Genomic DNA, 19,853 nt, shown 5'->3' with positions numbered 1-19,853 from the left:
CCCCTATCGTCGTCGGATACATTCCCAAAAATGATATCCTATCTCTTCCCATTACGACGCAGGGTAATACTATGGACCATCCTTCATACATCTCCGGCACTCTGCAGACTCTCTGCATCCTGGCGGCACTCCTCGTGATCGTCATCGGGATGCAGTACTGTGCATATATCGTCAACCTCCTGCTCGTCTCCCTGATCCTGACGATCCTTGCCCTTCCCGCAATGGAGTTTCTGAAAAAGCGCGGCCTGCCCGACATCGTCGCCATGGGGGTCATCTCAGCCGTGGCCGCCGTCGTGCTGATCATCGGGGTCGTGATCACGGTCAGTTCGTTTGAGACTCTGCTCAACGACCTTCCGACCTACCAGTCTGACCTGCAGATGCGTCTCTCAGACCTGATACTGCTGTTTCAACACTTTGGCATCGACTCCTCTCTGCTCGCCCCCACCTCATTCAACCTCGGGGAGGTCGTCACCTTCGCCAAGCCCTATGCCATCGGACTTGGAAATGTCCTGATGTACCTATTCTTTATCCTGATCACAACCATGTTCGCCGTTCTGGAGATCCCCCACATTTCCGAGCGCCTGAAGCGGGGGATCGCGCTCGAACCGAAGACTTTTGTGGGTGTCGAAAAGATGAGCAAACTCATGATGGACTTCGTGATCGTCAGGACAGAGGCGAACCTGATCCATGGCTTTCTCTTCGGCCTCTCCCTCTGGCTCATGGGGGTCCATTCCGCCGTGCTGTGGGGGACCCTCACCTTCATCCTGGCCTTCATCCCATATATCGGCCTGATCCTCGCGGCCATACCGGCAATATTCTTTGCCTGGCTCCAGTACGGCATCTGGGGGGCGGCGGCGGTCGTGGGAATTGTCATCCTCCTCAATGTGGTCGTCGAAAATCCGGTCTATGCCAAACTTGCGTCGAAGCGGTTCGACCTGCCGCCGATGGTCGTCATCCTCTCGCTCATCATATGGGGCTGGATCCTCGGCCTGCCCGGCATGATCTTTGCCGTCCCGATCACGCTCCTCCTGATCATCCTGATCCAGTGCAGCGACGAGTTGCGGTGGATAAACGACCTGCTCGGCGTCTCCGGCATCTTCAATGACAGGACGCGCAAAAAGGAGACCGAGTGAGGCGGATGGTCCCTGCCCGTATTTTTTTCAGGGGCCGGTCGCCATGAGCGTCCCCCCTCTCGACCTCCTGGTCGCGTACCTCCTCCTGAATGCCGGTGCCGCCGCAGCGTTTTACGCGGACAAGAGGCGGGCACGCCGGGGACAGTGGAGGATATCGGAGACGATGCTCCTGGCTTTCGCGTTTCTCGGGCCATTCGGTGCGCTGGCGGCGATGAAGGTCTTCAGGCACAAGACACAGAAGACGAAGTTCGTGCTCGTCCCCCTCTTTGCGGTTCTTCACCTGGTGCTCTTCGCCGTGCTTGTGTGTGCAGGTGCCGGGATGATCGCGCTGCCGTGACCGTACGTGAGTCCGGCGGAGTGGTCGTGCACGCTATCCTGCGAATGACGGAGAAAACCGATTCATTCATTCCTTTTCCGCCGAATAAACGCACATGGATGTGAACTTCTGCCGGTGCTACCCCGGCGACGGCACGCCGCCGTCGAATCGGCACTGCAGGTCCTGTCCTGATTCCGCAATCGCCTGCGACCGATTGTGGCAACGGGTGGTCGCTCTTGCCGGGTCGAAGAACGGGGAGCCGATTCCTCTTCCCGGCACCCGTGCATGGTTGTCCCCCCATCTGAAAAACCCGGATTTTGTCCGTTTACAGGTGAACTGTCGGTGGGGTCTTCCGAAAGAAGATTTTCTGCATTATATCGCCACCGGACATGCGAATATGGGGCGAAAAGGAGAGCGCAACGACCCGCGTGCGTCTCCGAGCATGACGCGGCAGGAACCGTACGTGCAGGCGATCGTCGACCTGCTCGGCGGCATGAACATCCCGGAGATCACGGCCGTGCGGGAGGTGCAAGAGGGAAGAAAAGTCTGAAAGGGTGGGTCACGGGTACATTTTCTGCCCTGCCCTGAGTGTTCTCAACCTGTTCATCGCCGCGGCGAGTTCAAAGGGCCTGAAGGCCGCAAGGCCCCCGACAGGGTGGGGGGTGAGGGCGTCGAGGCCGTCCTCCGCGACCTCCGCGGCGACGGCCCTGACCACCTCGTCGAGGGTCTTCTTCCCGTCCATCAGGCGCTTCGCCCTGAGCAGGGCATGGGCGATGGCCGCGGTCTGGGCCGGGTCCACGACCTGCGCCACGGCCGAGAGGTCAACATCATGGACGCCGAACCTGATGCCGCGGACGCCGTCGGCCGCCACCTTCTCCTCCCGCCGGCCCTTGCTGGCGTCGATGCTCCCCGCGTCCGGCACCCGCCGCCTGAAGGTGCCGAAGACGTCCTTCCGGGAGGCGAGGCGGTCCGGGGCGTGACGTGAGGCGATTGCCTTCGCCCGTGCGGTGGCGTCCTCCGGGCGGTAGGCCTGCATGGATATGACGGTGTCGGCGATGTCGAAGTAGTCGCCCGACCCGCCGATGACAAGAACGGTCGAGACGCCGAGGTCGCGGTACAGCGACTGCGCCCGGTCGATGAAGGGCGTGATCGGTTCCTGCTCGTCGGCGACGAGTTCCTGCATCCGCCTGTCCCGGATCATCATGTTCGTGGCCGCGGTGTCCTCGTCGATGAGGAGGACGCGGGCGCCGGTCTCCAGGGCCTCCATGATGTTCGCCGCCTGCGAGGTGCTCCCGCTCGCGTTCTCGGTGGAGAAGGCGCGGGTGTCCCTGCCGTCGGGGAGGCCGGATATGAAGGGAGAGATGTCGACCCTCTCCACCCGGCGCCCGTCCTCGGCGCGGACCTTCACCGCGGCGGGGTCGGCGACGACGTACTCCCGGCCGTCGCCGGGGATGTGGGTGTAGATCCCACGCTCGATCGCCCTGAGCAGGGTGGACTTGCCATGGAAACCGCCGCCGACGATGAGGGTGATCCCGGCGGGCACGCCCATGCCGGTGACCCTGCCGCGGTTCGGGAGGTCGACGGTCACCCGGAGGGAGGGCGGCGAGACGAAGGGAACGGCGTCCCTGAGCGGGCGGTCGTCCACCCCGCTCGCCCGCGGCAGCACGGCGCCGTCTGCGACGAAGGCGACGAGGCTGCGGTCCTTCAGGGCGGCCCTGAGGTGGTCGGCGTCCTCGCTCACCGCAAGGTGGCGGTCGAGGGCGTCGGCGTCGGTTGCGGCGTACAGGAGGGAGGCCCTCACCAGGGCAGGGACGTCCTGGAAGAAGATCGCTTCTGCCTCCCTCCCGAGCACGGTCCGGCCGCGTGCCGGGAGGCCGACGGTGAACCGCACTTCGACGGCGCCCGCAGGGGTGACGACGACGGAGGAGCGTTCGAGCACCTCCTGGCCGGGGCGGGCGATGGCGATCTGCCCGCTCTTCCCGCTCCCCCGGCGGCCAGGCCCCAGAGAGTCGATGGCGGCGGCGAACGCCCTGGCCAGGAAGTCCCTGAATGCTACCTCCCGGGTCTTCGTCGAGAGACACCTGGCCGGGAATCCCGCGACGTCCGCCTCGACCCGCACCCGCACCCTGCTCGGGGTGGCGAAGGGGTCGGCCTGGGCGTGGTCGATGAGGAGGGTGAAGCCGTCGAAGGCGTAGGCCCCCTCGCAGTCCCTGTACGCCTTATATCCCCGGCCGTCGATCCGTCTCAGGGTCTCCCTGAGGCGTCCGGCGGGCTGCATCGTCTCGCGGGCCATGATCGGGATGTTTATGAGCGGGCAGGTGTGATAGGGTTTTCTGGAGAGACCCCATGCCATTCGCGTGTATCCAGTGCGGGGAGTGCTGCAGCCAGATGGGCGACGTCCATGTCGTGAGGGAGGAGTGCGGCGACGGGAGTTTCCTGATGGAGAACAGGTACACCGGCGAGGTGCACGCCGTCAGGGTCGACCCCGACAAGACGCACTTCTTCCCTGACAGGAGCGTCTTCGCGAGGTGGCCTCTGGCCTGCCCCTTCCTGCGCGAAGACCCGGCCGACGGGAAGGCGTGCTGCATCATCCACCAGACGCGGCCCGACATCTGCCGGGAGTACCGCTGCTGGCGCCTGCTCATCCTGAACGCAAGGGGGACGAGGGCGGGGAGGGTGATGGAGAGGCGCCACCTCGCGGCGGACGATCCGGCCCTCGCCGCCTTCTGGGAGACGCACGTCGCCAAAATCAGGGAGGATGACGACGCCCGGTGGGACGAGCGGGCGGTCCTCCTCCTTGTGCAAGCGGGCTACCGGGTGCGGCGATAAAAGAAATCTGAGGATTTCTACCATCCTGGCGAACACTATCGGCAAGGCAGCGGATCTGTGTTCAAGCGTGATCAAGGAGGATACATGACCACATCAGGAGAGTTTGCCATGAAAAACTTTTCATCCGGTATGCTTGAGGCGTGCGTCCGCTTCATGCCCGATTTTACAGGGCCGGTATCCTGAATATTCAACGCAAGACGGAAGAGATCTTTCTCGATCAAGGGCCTTCAGATGGGGTGGGTGGACAAAAGTGAAGGGTGCTGTTTTGACCCGCACAAAGTAGCGAGGAGTTATCTAATTTACCTTTAGGAACCCATCCCTACAATAAAACACGTTAAGATTGCAATGTCGCATATCAAGACCATCCACAAAACCTGTTTCGTCTGCCATAAACCATCGGAGCAGAATAAAATTGCATCTCCGGTGCATCCCGGTACAGCCGGGCCGTCAGGAATAGTGGAACTTGACGGTCGTCCTAAGGAACTGACAGAGATCGTTCTGAGAAACTGCCTTGAAGTCTGTCCGCACTGTGGACACATTGCTGAAGACATCGAGGAGAAAACATCAATCGCCAGAGAGTTCCTGCAGTCTCCTGACTACTGCAGTCTCCGAAGTCCGGAAATCCCTACGTCTCCTTCCCTCTACCTGCGTGCCGCACTCGTCCGGCTGGCGGGAAACAACCCGGAAAAAGCCGTAGACTATTATCTCTCCGCCGCATGGTGCGCTGACGACCGGGTCAACCCTGAGTTAGCCGTTTCCTGCCGGAGAAAAGCCCTGTCCCTGATATGTGCCGACACCAAAACATTTGCCGACATCCCCCCGGAAAAATGGGTTCAGGTCCTTGATACCATGCGGCGGTGCGGAGATTTCGACAGGGTGATCGCTCACTGTACCGGTCTTCTGGCTATTGCAGGCCCGGCACTGCAGCAGGAACTTGAGTACGAACTCTTCTGCGCGAAACAGAGGGACGATACACCGCATACCAATCTTGATGCCGCAAACAGCAATCGATACGGGTCCGGACCGCAAAATGCCGGGGACGAGTTTACCATCGACGGCAAATCCTACTCCGTCGAAGACGACTGTTATGGCAAGGGATGGAACTGGGTTGCAGAAACACGCACCCTTGTCCTCGCCAACTATCACGGCTCGGCAATTCATGCAACCGGAGACATAAACATCCGGCTCGAACAGATCGACAACCAGATAGACAGTTCTCACGGGCCGGGAATTCACATTCACCAGGGAAACCTGAAACTCTCAGGTGTTATGTTATTGTCCATTCGGGGAGATGAAGGGGGGATCTTCGTTGAGTCGGGCACACTGGAAATAACAGGTGTATTCCTCAAAATCCGGACAAAAGAGTACGGGATTTGTGCCTCGGGAACGATCACCCTCACAGACTATTGTGTCATTGACGTCCGTTCAAACACGACGGCAATCAAATCGATATCGGGTGGATTGAATGCATCCACCAAGCCCGTCCTGAAAATCTTTGGAATTGATGCAGGAATCGACCTTGCGGGAGATTTGAACCAGAATGATGGCATTCAGCAGATCGAGAGTCCCGACGGCTGCGGAGTTCTGATTCACCACGGTTCTCTCGCACTCACCGGCTGTGCTGTTGACGTCATCTGCGGGGATACCTGTATCCGTCTCGAACATGGCAGCCTCTCCACCAGAATGATACACGGTACCCTGAATGGAACCTCCTGTGTGCAGGTAAACGGTTCGTGCAGTATTGTCGGAAGTGGGATAACGTTCTCCGGGGAGGACTGCGGACTTTTCGTGTCCGAAGATATGGAGATTTCTTATTCTAAATGCGAATCCTCCGGGAAAACTGCCATCGCTGTTGAAGGAAACCTGCACATTCAAAATGCGAACCTCTCTGCATCAGGAGGGACGGGGATCTCCGTTGGCGGCGATATGAACTGTGCCGGGGGGATCCTGATGCTTCAGGGAGATACGGCAATGCAGATCTCGGGAAACGCGGAAATCTCCGACGGCTTGATTACGGGAGTCGGCAAAATCAGTGGCATTGCGGTGAACGGCTCCTATTACCAGTCCGGGGGAGATGTTTCTTTCTCCGGGGGGGCACAGGTCGGTATGCGGATTTCCGGAAAAGAGATGAAAATAACCGACGGAGGATCCCTCACAGCATCAGGCCGGAAATGTGGACTGGATGTGGCAGGGGATGTAGTATTAGATCATATCGGTCTCCTTTCGGCTTCCGGCACTATAGGATTTTCGTGTAAGTCATTGAAGATTGAAACCGCGAATATGAAGGTTGCAGGTGAGGAGATTGGTCTGAATATACAGGGCGGCGCTCTGATCCTCGTTGATACGGTAACGGTGAACGCAACCGGCAATGTGGGGATTTATACAACAGGCGATATCAGTCTTCAGGGAGGTGCTCTCCAGGTTACCGGGCAGTTCGGTGGAATTGTTCTGGAGCGAGGCAATCTGATGATTACGGGTGGTGTAATAGAGATTTTCGGGGATGAATTCGGGATACTGCTCCAGTCAGGGTCGATGGAGGTTTTTGGCGGGATTCTCGGTGTTACCAATGCGAGGATGACAGATTCGGGAGGCTGCGGTATTGCTGTTGAGAAAGGAAATCTGGCTGCAGGAAGTATAATGACGATTAACGGTGAGAGTTACGCGATATCGGTGCCCTGCGGAGAAATTTTCATGAGACGCGGGGTGTTCGAGGCGTACGGTTTCCGGGCGGGTATTACGGGGAAATCCCTGACACTGAAGGATGCAGCACTTACTGCCTACGGAAAGATCGAGGGGGCGGTTGTTCTCACCGGGCATGAGCCCTGGAATGATGAAGGACTCATTGTTCTGGCAGGAAAATCTACCCAGAAAGCAACGGATACGGTTTATTCCGGCCAGAAATTCGTCCATGTCTATACGGTTCATCCCCCCGATGCGTCGTGAGGCATCGTATGGGGGAGCGAGAGTTTCTCTTCATACCTGTTATTTGATCTCTTCTCTCCGGCGGATGCTCCATTCATCACGCCGCCCGGTTGCATGCACTCTCAGATGATGAGAACTGCCACGGGTCTCTGATCCCGAGCCCCGCGGAAAAGGTATTTTCAGAGGCGGCACGCGGCCGATGATCAATCACGGTGCCCCCGGTATCTCCTGCCGTCACAAACACTTTCGACTGGCACTTCAGGTTTTTGCGGTGCCGGGTCTGCATGTGGGCCTTGCACGCTCGCTCCCGTTAAGGAGCAGTCGGACCGCTCCGCACCTATTGACCGGGGCTTCTCGCCCTGCCCCTTTACTCCGCAAGGTAAAAAAGAAAAATATTTGATGGAGGAAATGGAACGGTAACGTAAGGGGTATATATCTACCATTTTATGTTTTCATCTGGTTTTTACGAATATTATGAGCATTGCAGAATAAATCGAAATTTTCGGAATGCGTGCATGAAAATTCTGCAAAAAAAAACTCGAACATTCTGAAAGCCGGATAAAAATGCTGCAACTGAGGGGTAAAATATGAAAATATTGGAAGAGACGAACATTCACCGTGAGGTGATTTTTACTCTGGTCGTTGGCCTGATAATGCTCGTCCTCGGTGCCGTGCTGTTTTCGGTCGCCGCAGGAGCATTGCCCTACTACAGGGACGGCGTGTATGGTCTCTTTCTGGTTATGTTCGGCCTGCAGCTGCAAACAATAGAAAAAATTCCGTTCGGGTCCGTGCAGAGATCATGGCTGCTCCTTATTCCGGGGATCATCATCACCCTGATCGGTATTGTCACCTGTTTTATTCCGGGCATTTTTGGCGACGTCCCGAAGTTCCTGGTGATGATCGCCTTCGGAGCGAGCGGTATTCTGCTGCTTTTGCAGATATATTTTGCACATGAGACGTCCCGGTTCTGGAAAACACCGGGTGGCGGGGTGACCGCGCACCTTACCGTCGGCTGTGCGGCAGTCTCCGTCCTGGAGGTGCTGATTGCAGCGTTGATCGCAGTGCAGATTTACCGGCCTGCCCTCCTTTCAACCGAACTTCTGGCGGTTGCCGCTCTGCTCTTCGGCAGTGCCCTGTTCTATCTTGCTTTTATTCTGCAGAACGTGTATTCGCTCCGTGCCGAACCCGGGATATCCGCAAACACTCCGGGCATGTCCCCTGGTACTGTCATGGGAATGCAGTTTGGTTTCTACATGCTGATTTTCGGCTGCCTGCTGGTCCCGGTGTACCTCGGGTTACTGCCGTATGCTCTGAGCGCCATGCATGGTACCCTGATAGTGCTGCTTGGCGTTCAGGCGCTGGTCAGCGGCGTTATGATGACGTTCTCGTTCAAACGCAATTGGATTTTTTTCCTTGTGGGAATGGTGTTTGTTGCGGTCGGTGCGTTCGCTATCATTGTTCCTGACACGATTGTTGAGTTTCTTGTTATCTTTATCGGGGTTTTCCTCATTCTCGCAGGACTGTATCTTCTCTATACCCTGATCAGGCCGAAACCGAAGTCGGAGGGCCCCGCCAGAAAACTGGAAGGAAGAGATCTTCTGCTGGTGCTGGTGCTGCTTGCCCTGGCACTGCTTATTGTCATCATGCTGATTCTCCTCGGCGTATCGATGCTGATCGAAAACCTGGTTCCGGGTATTTTTATCGTCATTATTCTGGTATGCTTCGGATTGATACAGTTCGTTCTGCTCTATGTCCAGTCAATCGTAGAGAGGAAACATCTTCTCGGATAAGGCCGGCGAACTGCCCCGCACCTGTTTTGGCGGGGTTTCACGGCCGTCATGGACCGTTGCGTGCATCACGGGGATGTAATGTGGGGTGCCATCTCCACGGCACGGGAAATCGAAGATTTCCCTGGCTGGGAAATGCTATGCATTTCCACAGGCTCAAAGGGTCGCTCCATCCCCACGCGACGAATATTCACTGCGGCGTTGTAGTCTCGCTCAGCAACAATACCAAACACAGTACAGTAATCCTGACCTCTTTTTGAGAGCACCTTTTTTATAATACTCAGGATCCCCTGGACCTTTTTATCGAGATCATTTCCTGGATCTTTCTGGTCGAAACATCCTGCAGATAAGATTCGGAGATAGTGTCCGCGAGGGCCCTCTCCACCCGGGTATGGCGCACGAAGACCTCTGTCTCGGACGAAACTCCCGGAACTGTGGTTTCTGGAGAACGGTACCCCCATACCCGGTCTTCAGGGATCAGTTCTTGTAGCCATTTCGATATGCCTTGCGCGCATCGGTTCGCTCGTACTGCCCGGTTCCCGCCTGCTGAAGTGCCTCTGCGAGCACCACCTGGTTGAGGAACCCGGCGATGATGTTTTTCACGCCGGTATCAGTATCGGAAAGACAACCTTCGATAGATGATAAAGGGCCCATGGCCCTGTTTCTCCTGGATCCAAATAGATGTTGGACCCGGGGCAAGGTCACATTTTATAAACGGGTCGTTACAAAATAGGAAATTATTTATATTGTAATTTTTTGACATTAGAAAATATTATATAATTAAACATCATCTTAAATATCATGGCAGAAACCAGCGGGTCCAGTGCTGATGCACTGACCGTAACGAGACGTGATCCTCTTGCAGAGATCACGCTGCACCAGGCGAATGAAATGAAGTATCGCGGGGACTATGCAAAAGCTATCGAAATCTACGACCGAGTTCTTGAGATTGACCCCAAACATGCCCGGGCGTTCCACTCAAAGGGGAATGTTCTGGATATGCTTGGCAGATCTGAGGAAGCAATATCATGCTACGAATCGGCCCTCACATGCGACCCGAACAACGCAGAATCCCTGTATAACAAAGGGGTAACCCTCTGTAAGATAGGGCACCAGAGTGAGGGTATTGAGTGTATTGAGCGGGGAGTATCCCTCGCACTCGGAGCTCAGTAAAAAACAGGTTTTGCCTCCCTGACCGGGGACCTACACCTGACAAAATGTGTGACTCGTACCTCAGTAAAGATAGGGGATAATTTCCTTTTTCTCAATCTACAGTATAAGGAACCGTCGCATCGAAGCACTTTCAACTGGTGAAATTTTCCGCCCCTTTTCATTGCACGCCTTTCTGCACTGAGGGCCATTCTGACCGCTCATGGCCGCGACGACCTCCTTTCCGATATTCAGACTCCAGAATTGGCTCTGTAGAAACCCTTGCGGGAAAGTACTTCCTGACGTGATAGGGGAAAAAATTCTGTTCAAAAGTGCCTGGTCCGGGGGGGCTGCCGCCCCCCATACCCCCTGCCATTACGATAGGGGCAGGGATGACCTCCTCCTCCAGGACTCCGACCCTTTCTTCCCGGGACCAATCCTCGCGCGGGGGTCCGGGGGCAAAAGTCCCCCGGCGAATGGGAAGGGGAAGGCAGAGGATCAGCACGCACTATCAACCGATGGAGGAAGATTTCTCCAAAGCCCCAGAATTCTAAAAGTTTGGCTCTGTAGAAACCCTCACCTTTTCCGTGTATGAACGTGACCCAACCGCCTTCCTCCATCTTCGCACCGGGGGACTTTTGCCCCCGGACCCCCGCGCGAGGATTAGACCTCAAAAGGGCAAACGTGCATCTTGAAGAGGGGACTGCCCTCCACCCCCCTATCCTCATGGCGGGGGGACCGGGGGGTGCAGCCCCCCGGACGAGACACTCCAGAATAGGATTTCTACAGAGCCGAAAGTTTAGATCTTCCTGATCAAAAGACAAGTCTCTTGAAATTTATCTTTGGTTGAAGTAACCTATCAACAAAATTTAAAATCGATTCAAAGATCTGATAGTGGGCATAATAACACGGACTTCATTTTGCAATTATTAAATAAATCCTCTAATGTTGCCAGGATTTCATCAACACAGTAAATAATACCCAAGCCATCCAACAAAATAAGGAAAATGGACTTCCCCATCGTCTGGCTCTACTGGGTCGTCAGCCTCACCATCGTCACCTACACCTCGGCGTACATCATCCGGAACCACCGGGAGTACGGCTATGCCGCCCTTGTCGGTTTCTATGTCGTCTACCTCGCGGCCTCGCAGATCATCGCCACGCGGATCGTGGAGTTCGACCTCGGCATCGCCGTCTTCCTCGCCCCTGCCGCGGTCTTCCTCTACCCCTTCCTCTCGCAGGCCATCGACATGATCAACGAGGTCTACGGCGAGAGGATGACGCACATCGCCATCGGCATCGCCTTCCTCTCGCAGGTGCTCCTGGTCACCTTCATCGTCATGACCAACACCCTCACGCCCGCCCCCTTCTTTGCCTACGAGGAGATGTGGCAGGAGGTCTTCGCCCAGAGCCTCAGGATCGTCGTCGCCTCCTGGATCACCTTCCTGATCACGCAGAACCTCGACGCCTGGATCTTCGCGCGGCTCAAGGAGCGCTACCCCGACAGGATCCTGCTGCGGAGCGTCTCCAGCGACCTCCTCGGCCTGACCATCGACAGCGTCATCTTCGTCACCATCGCCTTCGCCGGCGTGGCCCCGCTCCTCCCCCTCATCATCGGCCAGATCGTGGCGAAGAACATCATCGGCTTCCTGGACACGCCGTGGTTCTGGTGGTACAAGCGGTATTTGGAGAAGGCCTGAGGGCCTCTTTTTTTCTCAGGGATAGGAGAACTCCCTCCCCAGGATCTCCAGATCGCTCTTCCCCGGCCCTATCCTAGATCGGGGGTCTGGGGGCGTTAGTCCCCCAGTCAAGATTGTGGGGAAGGCGGTTGATCGGTATCCTGTGCCCGGGGGCTGCCGCCCCCCGGACCCCCTGTCATTAGGATAGGGGGGTGGATGGCAATCTCCTTCATCAGGATCTCTGTTTTCTCTTCCCCGACCCTATCCTGTTTTTTGGGGCCGGGGGCTGGGAACGGAGTGAGCACAAGAAAATATCTGATTTTCGACGTCAGTCCCCCGGCGAACGGGAAGGGGAAGGCAGAGGATCGGCGCTTTCCAGCGGGGGACTACCGCTCCCGTCAGCGAAGACTTCGTCTTCTCGAACTCGCTGATGCTCGTTTCCCCCGGTGCAGGATAAGCAGTTGAACGGGTACCTCTCCTCTTCTTTAGACCCGTGGCGATCTCCTCTTTCACTCCCCCCAAAAAGAATCCACAACCTTATTCTTTGAAGAAGGAGAAAACCACCTCATGAAAAGCCCCTTTCATATCATGCTCATCCCCACCCTGGGCTGCCCCTCAAAATGCAAATACTGCTGGAGTTCTGAGGAAGGCTCGCCCCGCATGAGCATCCAGACCGTCGAGGAGGTGGTCGCCTGGCTGAAGGACTTCAGGGACAACCAGGTCACCATCACCTTCCACGGCGGCGAACCCCTCCTTGCCGGCGCCGACTTCTACAGGCAGGCCCTGCCCCTCCTCTCCGACGGTCTTGCTCACCTCACCCCCACCTTCGCCCTCCAGACCAACCTCTGGAAACTCACCCCCGAGATGGCCGAGATCTTTGCCGCGTACAACATCCCCATCGGGTCGAGCATCGACGGCCCGGAGGAGATCACCGACAGCCAGAGGGGTGACGGCTACTTCGCGAAGACGATGCAGGGCTACACAATCGCGCGGGAGCACGGCCTCAACGTCCGCTTCATCTGCACCTTCACCTGCACGTCGGTCGAGCACAGGGACGAGATCTTCGACTTCTTCCTCGAAAACGGCCTGACCCTCAAACTGCACCCGGCCCTGCCGTCTCTGCGCGGCAAAAACCCGGAGGAGTGGGCCCTGGCGCCGGAGAAATACGGCGACCTCCTCGTCTACCTTCTCGACCAGTCCCTCGACCACCTCGGCGAGATCGAGGTGATGAACATCAACGACCTCTGCAAGTGCGTCCTCACCCGGCACGGCAATGTCTGCACCTTCGCCGATTGCATGGGCAGCACCTTCGCGGTCGGCCCGGACGGGAGCATCTACCCCTGCTACCGCTTCGTCGGCATGCCCGATTACGTGATGGGCCATGTGCGTGACCGCCCGACGAGGGAGGACCTCGCCGCCTCCCCTGTGGGGCAGAGGATGCAGCAGTTCAAGGCGTACGTCGACGAGCACTGCAAGGAGTGCAAACATATCAGGTACTGCCGGGGCGGGTGCCCGTACAACGCCATCACCCCGACCGGCGGCGAGGTCCGGGGCGTCGACCCCCACTGCGTCGCCTACAAGAGGATCTTCGACGAGATCACCGACCGCCTCAACACAGAAATGTTCGAGTCCTCCCCCTTCCTGGAGATGGACGGCGGCAGGCCAGGGCCGAAGAAGGGTGAGAGACCAGGCATCATGGCCCTGATGCGCCAGATGGTGATGCGGTAGAGGTCGAGATCCGAGAAGAGATCGGGAGTTTTTGAGGTAATGAGATAGGCGAAGGGTCCAGATCGGTGCATCCGGAGGGGGAAGCCTCCGGGATGCCATCTCTCCGAACTGACGATCCGCGCCGCACCAGAGAGATCGTCCTGTCCTTTTCAGCAGGTCTCGAGGAATTCCATGTTCATTCTATTTTTATAGTGCCGGGACGAACTTCGCCAGGAGATAGAGGTCCTGCCCTTCGGCAACGACGGTATGCGCCACTCCCGGAGGCGTTGCAAAGGAGTAGCCCGGGGTAAACCTGATCTCCTTGTCTCCGAGAATAAACACACCATATCCTTCGATGGCCTCGTTGAACTCCCACTGGACGTCGTGGGAATGGCTGCCCACCTCACACCATTTTTCGATCTTTACGACATGACAGCTGAATTGACCTCCTGTATCCTTCCCCGTGACGAGGTCTTTCAGAAACACCCCCTTGAATGCCGGATGTTCATACCACGTCTTTTCCTTTGCATCAACCTCCTTTTCCGGGTAGATGATTTTCGCCTCGTTGAACAGATCGATTACTCCGGTTTCTGTCATTATTTCCTCCTCCAGATGATCGTTTACCCACAAAAAAAGAGATTTCCCCGATACTATTTTACTTGACGTGCGGAATGACGTCCTTGAAAACATCGATGCCCAGGTTCACGTTGGGACTTGAATTGCCAAGGCAGAAGTGGGTGATTCCGGCGGCCTTGAACCTCTCGATCTCCTTGATCAGATCCTCGGCATCGGTTGCGACCATGTAGTTTTCCTTCATCAGGTCATGCCCGACGATGTTTGCATGGGCTTCGACTTCCCGTGAGTCGTAGACCTTGTACTTGAACATGGCAGGAACAAGGCAACCGGCCCAGAAGCGCAGCCCCTCAATAGCCTTGTCGTAGTCGGGGTCGACGGAGTACCAGATCAGCATGGCGCGCTCCATCTTACTCGGGTCCTTTCCGGAATCGGCGGCACCTTTCTCGAAGTTCGGGATGGTGACGTTCTTCAGCACGGACGGGTCAGCAGCAACGGTCATCAGGTGGTCACCGTACTTGCCGGCGAGTCGTGCTCCCTTCGGGCCCATGCCACTGAAGTAGAGGGGCACTTCGTCTTCGGGCTTGGTGTACAGGAACGCCTTGTCGAGAGTGAAGTACTTCCCCTTGAATGTGACGGGGTCCTTGCTTCCCCACAGTTGTCGCATCACACCGATGGCTTCCACCGTCATGTCCTGGCGCTCGGGCACGCTCGGCCATTCGCCGGTCACCGGCACTTCGTTCATGGCCTCACCGGCGCCGACGGCGATGCCCACTCTTCCGGGGTACATCTGCCTGAGGGTCGCAAATGTCTGCGCGACAATCGCCGGGTTGTACCTCATGACCGGGCAGGTGATGCAGGTGGAGAAGAAGACCTTCTTCGTTGCCTGAAGGGCCGCACCCATCCATGCCCAGGCCTGTGCCGACTGTGCATTGGTGTGGTACCAGGGGTGGAAGTGGTCATCTGCCCAGATCGAATCAAAACCGACATTTTCTGCCCGAACGGACTGTTCCAGTGCATCTCTGGGTTTGTACTGCTCCAGGGATGCGAAGTAGCCAACTTTTGTCTCCATGTTCATCATCTCTCTGACAGAGAGGGGGAACCGGGCATGGACCAAAAACCAAATGTTTAAATACAGCAGGTATTCTAAACTATTTGGATTGGGTTGAACCTGATGTTCACTCGGGAACTCGCAACTTTTCAGGAGTGAATCTCAGACATTCCCTGTCCACGTTCGCGGTACGCCGTCTGTCTCTTTGTGCAGGTGAAACCTACACGACTAAGTGTTATCGCTTCATGATATAGTTCTCACCTTTATTGCTGGTCAATGCTATCAAGTACGCTCTATTTAAATACTGCCTCCATATCCGGGGCTGTAGATCGATCGGTTGATTGTTGATTTCCGGTCTGATCTGTGATGTACATCGACTTTTTTCTCTCAGAATAGTATGTAACGCCGTCCGCCAGATCATTTGGTGAGCAATAGGGGGAACGCTTTTATATCGATTTCCCTGGCTCCCCCGTCCGGATCTTTTCCCGGGAGTTTGCCCAGCCCCCCCTACTCTTTTCAGCGAATTTTTTGCGATGTCAGTTTCTCCCTCAGTTCCCTGGAGATGTCGATCATAAACGAGGCTATCTCCCCGGTCGGGAGTTTAAATATGAAGTGCGTGAGCCATGGCGATGTCTCGTTCGTGACGTACTGGAGGGGCGGGACAACCTCCGGGAGGCCTGTGCTGTTCACCCTATTCAAAGCCTGGCGCACGCTGACGACCGGAAGATCGGGGAATGTTACAAAGAGTTTTTTCCTGATTATGTCCTCTTTTTTCACCTGTAAAATAACTTCAAGGGCGTGATTGACATCATTGATGAGGAAGTCGTCACCGCCGTCGACAGGCTGGTAGATCAGGACACCTGTACAGGTATCGTTAAAGAACGAACGATAGCGTGATTCATTGAACTTCAGTTCTTTTTTTGCCATTTTTTCTGCGGTAATGTCCATGAATATGAGGGCGTACTCCTGAAACCCCCTTTCACTTGAGATCGGAGCGAATGACGCCTCAAAATATGCGATGCCTGATTTTGAGGTGGGCATGATATTTTCTCGTTTCAGACGCCCGAAGTCGCAGATGATGTCCCCGTCAATGAGAGCACTTTTTATTCTCTCCCTCTGGCAGAAGAGGTCGAAGAGGTTTGTCTGCATCAGGTCCCGGAAATTGTCCACGCCAAGAAGGTGGAGAGATGCACCGTTGGCGTTGATGATGTTCCCCGATTCATTGAAGAATAATATGCCGCTCGGGACTTTCTTAAAAATCGTCCGTAATTTTTCGTCGCTGATGGAAAGAGCTTCTTCGGTCTGCTTCTGGTCGGTGATATCTCTCAGGGTGATCATGCTGTTTTTGTTCCCGTCGAGGGAGACGGTCGGAATGAATTTTATTGAATAGATCTGATTGGTTTTCTCATCGATATGCTGCATCTCATGGAGATATTTTTCTCCTCTGATCATTCTCTGGATATTTTTCTGGATCGAGGAGTCGGAAAAAATACCCAGCCCCATTTTGAAAATATTGGTACCTACCAGTTCTTTCTCTTTCAGGATATCGAATTTGGAGAAGAAACTTTTGTTTGCCATCAGGATCCGGGCACCGGAGTCCATGACGACGATGATGTCGGTCGTATAATCAAACAGAGACATTGTCGGGATTCTTTCGGCAATGGTGTAGAGTTTTGACTTGCCGTAGGGCGTCATGGTGACCTGGCCGTTGATCAGGAGAAGATCCAGGTACTTGGCTACCGTGCCCCGGTTTATCCCCAGATTTCGGGATATAGATGAGATCGACAATTTTTGAGGGCTTTTCTCTCTGAGATACTCCCGAACGGTGACAAGTTTCTCCTGATATTCTTCCATCGCTATGCAGTATGTATGTCAAAGTGATTATATACGGTTTTTTTCTTACTGGCGGTGGAGGCGGGGTCCTTAAAAAATAGTGCAGGAGGTCATCCCAAAACTGATCATACCCTCTGTCCTGTCGATGGAATGATCGGTATGTGGTTCTGAAAAATCCTGTTCTGGTGTCTTGTCCGGGGGGTTTCACCCCCGGTCCCCCCATCATTGCGATAGGGGGCGGATGGCAATCTCCTTCATCAGGATCTCCGGTCTCTCTTCCCCGACCCTATCCTGTTTCGGGGGTCCGGGGCGTCAGTCCCCCGGCAGAGAGGTAGGGGAAGGCGGTGGTTTCGCACGACTCTTCATGGAATTCGGGAAGACATCGACCCGATCATGAGATTTTCTCCCGAGGTCAGCATGCGGGGAAAGGGGAATGAACGAGAGTTTTGGGATATGCTCCTGGTGAAAGACCTCACCCGATCACCACATACGCGAGCACCGAAAGCAAAAACGCCACCAGGAGCACCGCAAGGGAGAGGGGCGGTATGAAGATGAGCATCGCGTTCACCGTGCTCGCAAGTTCGGAGATGCGGTTCGACCCGAAGACCAGCACGTCCTGGCACCACCCGGTGGCCGCCGCCACCTTCGCCTCCGCCAGGTCGTCGACCGCCGCCTTCACCGCCTCGGCCGCATAGGGCGCGAGGGTTTCGGGCGGGACGCGGAGACCGACCGGGTTCTTGCCGCTGATCGTGTTCACGCTGTGCGAGTCCGAGGTCATCACCTCGCACTCGTCCACAAGGCCCCGCACCGCCTCGAAGACCGCCGGGCGGAGGGCCTCGACCGTGTTGTTCCCGTCGAAGAGGATATATGCCGTCTTCTGCCCGGCACACTCGACGACCAGGGCCTGGACGCCAATGTCGCCGATCCCCTGCTCGCGCGTGAAGGGGAGGACGACCCTTCCTGCACCTGCCCTGAAGGGGTGGACCGCCCTGCCCGCCGCCCCTGTGATCCCCTTCCCGGCCGCGGCGAGGTACTCGTTCCCGACCGCCGACCCGAGATGGACAGGGGACGCCACCTCTGCCATGCAGTTGTGGGCGTCCACAAAGGCGCAGTGCGCGAAGTGGCAGTGGGCCTCGGCCATCACCGTCATCCCGATCGCAAAGTCCAGGTCCTCGGTCTTCTGCGGCCAGCGCGTTGAGACCATCAGGAGAGCGTCGCCGAGGGGCTGGCAGAGGACCTCCACAGAACCGCTGCCTGTGCGATACGACCGCCCGGCGAAGGGCGCATACCTGGCCCCGTCGAGGGACTGCCGCATCGCCGAGATGATCTTCTCCGCCTCGGACTCCGAGACCAGGTTGAAGTCATGGGTCGAACACCCGTGGGCCGTGAGCACCTCCTCGTCGAAGGCGTCGTGGATCGACCGGGTCAGCATGCTGCCGCCGATCTCGCCCATCGGGCCGGGGTGGACATTCGGAACCGTGAAGAGTATGTCCTTCTTCCCCTCCCGTCTGAAGGCGAAGGTCGCCTGCGGGACAGAGACCTCCTCCCCGATCTCCTTGAAGAAGTCCTCCATGCTCTTCGAGCCATCTGTCATGTGCTCGATGAAGGTGTTGATGAAGTTGAACGCGCTGATATGGAAGGCCTTGTTCAGTGGCCTCTCGACAAACCAGACGAAGAGCAGGCACCCGAACCCGAAGACCAGGTGGAGGACCACACCGAGGACCAGGTAGCCCGGCCCGAAGGGAATGCTCGCAAAGATGATGCCGAGAGCGCTCTGTGGCAGCGCCGGGAGAAAGACGCGGGAGAGGCGGTAGTCGGCAATCGCCGCCATGACAAGCAGCCTGATCGCAAAGACAAAGCCCATCGCTATCGCGAAGGAGAGGGGGAGCAGGTCATCGTAGCCGATGACGACCGGCAGAACAGTGATGATGATCGCAAAGACCGTCCCCGCCGCGGCGAGCAAGGCAGAGCGGTTCCAGGTGATCATCTTTCCCCTGCTCCGGATCAGGGGTCTGGTGAGAAGAGTCGCCAGAACCGCCGGGAGGGTGAATGCAAGGGTTCCGAAGAAGGGGTGGACCCAGCCGGCCCGGAAACTTGCCGCATCGATGAGAAGGCCGAGAAGGATAATGATCCCGAGGGACCGTGGCCATGCCGGGGCGGTGAAGATGTACCGGGAGAGCCCGGCCATCCTCACATCGCTGCCCGAATTTGTGTCGTTCATACGAATCCCTTGAGGATCAGTTCGTGCCGCCCTGCCTCCGACCTCCGTTCGCCGGAGGCGTAGGTGAGCGGGCGGGAGAAGAACGGTGCATTGAGGGTGAGGGTCTCGTATTCACCTCCCTCCCCCGCAGGATTGATACGGTACCGTTCTTCAAGGGCGAGGAGACGGTCCACCGTCGCTCCGTCGATGTGCACGCCGAGGAACTCCTCGGTGAGACCTTCGGCGGCGCAGACCACGATGATGGCATCGAGACGTGCCGCCACCTCGCGGAGGAGGGTGGCATAGTCCATGTGCCAGAGCGGGGCATAGAGACGGACACCAAGGCGCCCCGCGATCGCCTCCAGGCGGGACCGCTGATACGTCGAGGCGACCGCACCGGTGACCAGGCCCTCGATATCGAGGTGTGCAAGACCTTCCTCCATTTCAAGGGTCTCTTCCTCTTTTTTTCCGGCCGATGCGATCTCGTAATACTCCATGCCCGCTACCTCTGCCATCACGCGGACGGCGTCGAGGTTTGCCGAGTGGAACATGTACGAGTGAGGGTTCGCCGGCCTGACAGTCACCAGGGTCGTCACCTCAAGACCGGCGTCGATCGCCTTCTGGACCGCAAGGACAGAGTCCTTTCCCCCTGATGTCAGCGCTGCCCATGCCAT

At 56.8% G+C, this 19,853-nt stretch carries 15 protein-coding genes and 1 pseudogene; 9 read left to right on the top strand and 7 right to left on the bottom strand.

Annotated features, from left to right (window positions below; all coding sequences use genetic code 11):
• Positions 1-71 precede the first annotated feature (71 nt).
• The 3 genes from MEFOE_RS09380 to MEFOE_RS14490 all read left to right on the top strand — a co-directional run bounded on the left by MEFOE_RS09380 (position 72) and on the right by MEFOE_RS14490 (position 1,999).
• Complete coding sequence (locus MEFOE_RS09380; RefSeq protein WP_067051439.1) at positions 72-1,133, top strand: AI-2E family transporter; 1,062 nt, start codon at positions 72-74, stop codon at positions 1,131-1,133.
• A gap of 43 nt (positions 1,134-1,176) precedes the next feature.
• A complete protein-coding gene (locus tag MEFOE_RS09375) occupies positions 1,177-1,470 on the top strand; it encodes a DUF1294 domain-containing protein (RefSeq protein WP_067051437.1) in 294 nt (97 codons plus the stop codon).
• 376 nt (positions 1,471-1,846) lie between these two features.
• Positions 1,847-1,999, top strand: a complete 153-nt coding sequence (locus MEFOE_RS14490; protein ID WP_235809600.1) for a hypothetical protein — start codon at positions 1,847-1,849, stop codon at positions 1,997-1,999.
• Between the two features lie 9 nt (positions 2,000-2,008).
• On the opposite strand, the gene MEFOE_RS09365 is transcribed toward MEFOE_RS14490, so the two are convergent.
• Positions 2,009-3,802 (bottom strand): ABC-ATPase domain-containing protein, encoded by a 1,794-nt coding sequence (locus tag MEFOE_RS09365; protein ID WP_235809599.1) that lies wholly within the window; start codon positions 3,800-3,802, stop codon positions 2,009-2,011.
• On the opposite strand from MEFOE_RS09365, the gene MEFOE_RS09360 reads away from it, so the two are divergent.
• The 3 genes from MEFOE_RS09360 (at position 3,796) to MEFOE_RS09350 (ending at position 8,990) form a co-directional block, all read left to right on the top strand.
• Complete coding sequence (locus MEFOE_RS09360; RefSeq protein ID WP_067051433.1) at positions 3,796-4,278, top strand: YkgJ family cysteine cluster protein; 483 nt, start codon at positions 3,796-3,798, stop codon at positions 4,276-4,278. The two genes, MEFOE_RS09365 and MEFOE_RS09360, sit on opposite strands and share 7 nt — an antisense overlap.
• A 456-nt stretch (positions 4,279-4,734) precedes the next feature.
• Entirely contained in the window at positions 4,735-7,221 is a 2,487-nt protein-coding gene (locus MEFOE_RS09355) for a translocation/assembly module TamB domain-containing protein (protein WP_153015929.1), read from the top strand.
• 566 nt (positions 7,222-7,787) lie between these two features.
• On the top strand, positions 7,788-8,990 hold the full coding sequence (locus MEFOE_RS09350; protein ID WP_067051429.1) for a DUF308 domain-containing protein: 1,203 nt from the start codon (positions 7,788-7,790) through the stop codon (positions 8,988-8,990).
• 301 nt (positions 8,991-9,291) lie between these two features.
• On the opposite strand, the pseudogene MEFOE_RS14785 reads toward MEFOE_RS09350, so the two are convergent.
• Positions 9,292-9,641 (bottom strand): annotated as a pseudogene (locus tag MEFOE_RS14785) (transposase); the annotation flags it as partial.
• A gap of 147 nt (positions 9,642-9,788) precedes the next feature.
• Between MEFOE_RS14785 and MEFOE_RS09345 the strand changes: the two are divergent.
• From MEFOE_RS09345 to MEFOE_RS09335, 3 genes are all read left to right on the top strand, one after another.
• Positions 9,789-10,160, top strand: a complete 372-nt coding sequence (locus MEFOE_RS09345; RefSeq protein WP_067051427.1) for a tetratricopeptide repeat protein — start codon at positions 9,789-9,791, stop codon at positions 10,158-10,160.
• A 983-nt stretch (positions 10,161-11,143) separates the two neighbouring features.
• On the top strand, positions 11,144-11,836 hold the full coding sequence (locus tag MEFOE_RS09340) for a queuosine precursor transporter (protein ID WP_067051425.1): 693 nt from the start codon (positions 11,144-11,146) through the stop codon (positions 11,834-11,836).
• 546 nt (positions 11,837-12,382) lie between these two features.
• A complete protein-coding gene (locus MEFOE_RS09335) occupies positions 12,383-13,543 on the top strand; it encodes a TIGR04083 family peptide-modifying radical SAM enzyme (protein WP_067051423.1) in 1,161 nt (386 codons plus the stop codon).
• A 186-nt stretch (positions 13,544-13,729) separates the two neighbouring features.
• Here MEFOE_RS09335 and MEFOE_RS09330 read toward each other — a convergent pair whose 3' ends face one another.
• From MEFOE_RS09330 to MEFOE_RS09310, 5 genes are all read right to left on the bottom strand, one after another.
• Positions 13,730-14,119 (bottom strand): cupin domain-containing protein, encoded by a 390-nt coding sequence (locus tag MEFOE_RS09330; protein ID WP_067051421.1) that lies wholly within the window; start codon positions 14,117-14,119, stop codon positions 13,730-13,732.
• Between the two features lie 58 nt (positions 14,120-14,177).
• Positions 14,178-15,167 carry a TIGR03557 family F420-dependent LLM class oxidoreductase gene (locus MEFOE_RS09325; protein ID WP_067053167.1) on the bottom strand — a complete coding sequence of 330 codons (990 nt, stop codon included), beginning with the start codon at positions 15,165-15,167 and terminating at the stop codon, positions 14,178-14,180.
• Positions 15,168-15,662: 495 nt separating this feature from the next.
• Positions 15,663-17,000, bottom strand: coding sequence for a PAS domain-containing protein (locus MEFOE_RS09320; RefSeq protein ID WP_067051419.1), 1,338 nt, complete (start codon positions 16,998-17,000; stop codon positions 15,663-15,665).
• A 451-nt stretch (positions 17,001-17,451) separates the two neighbouring features.
• Positions 17,452-19,200, bottom strand: a complete 1,749-nt coding sequence (locus MEFOE_RS09315; RefSeq protein WP_067051417.1) for a DUF2070 family protein — start codon at positions 19,198-19,200, stop codon at positions 17,452-17,454.
• Positions 19,197-19,853 carry a diphthine--ammonia ligase gene (locus MEFOE_RS09310; protein ID WP_067051416.1) on the bottom strand — a complete coding sequence of 219 codons (657 nt, stop codon included), beginning with the start codon at positions 19,851-19,853 and terminating at the stop codon, positions 19,197-19,199. Before MEFOE_RS09310 ends, MEFOE_RS09315 begins: the two co-directional genes overlap by 4 nt.

It is taken from the genome of Methanofollis ethanolicus (genome assembly GCF_001571385.1).
Taxonomy (GTDB): domain Archaea; phylum Halobacteriota; class Methanomicrobia; order Methanomicrobiales; family Methanofollaceae; genus Methanofollis; species Methanofollis ethanolicus.
The sequence above is the reverse complement of the archived record's forward strand: the minus strand, read 5'-3'. Positions and strand labels throughout refer to the sequence as shown.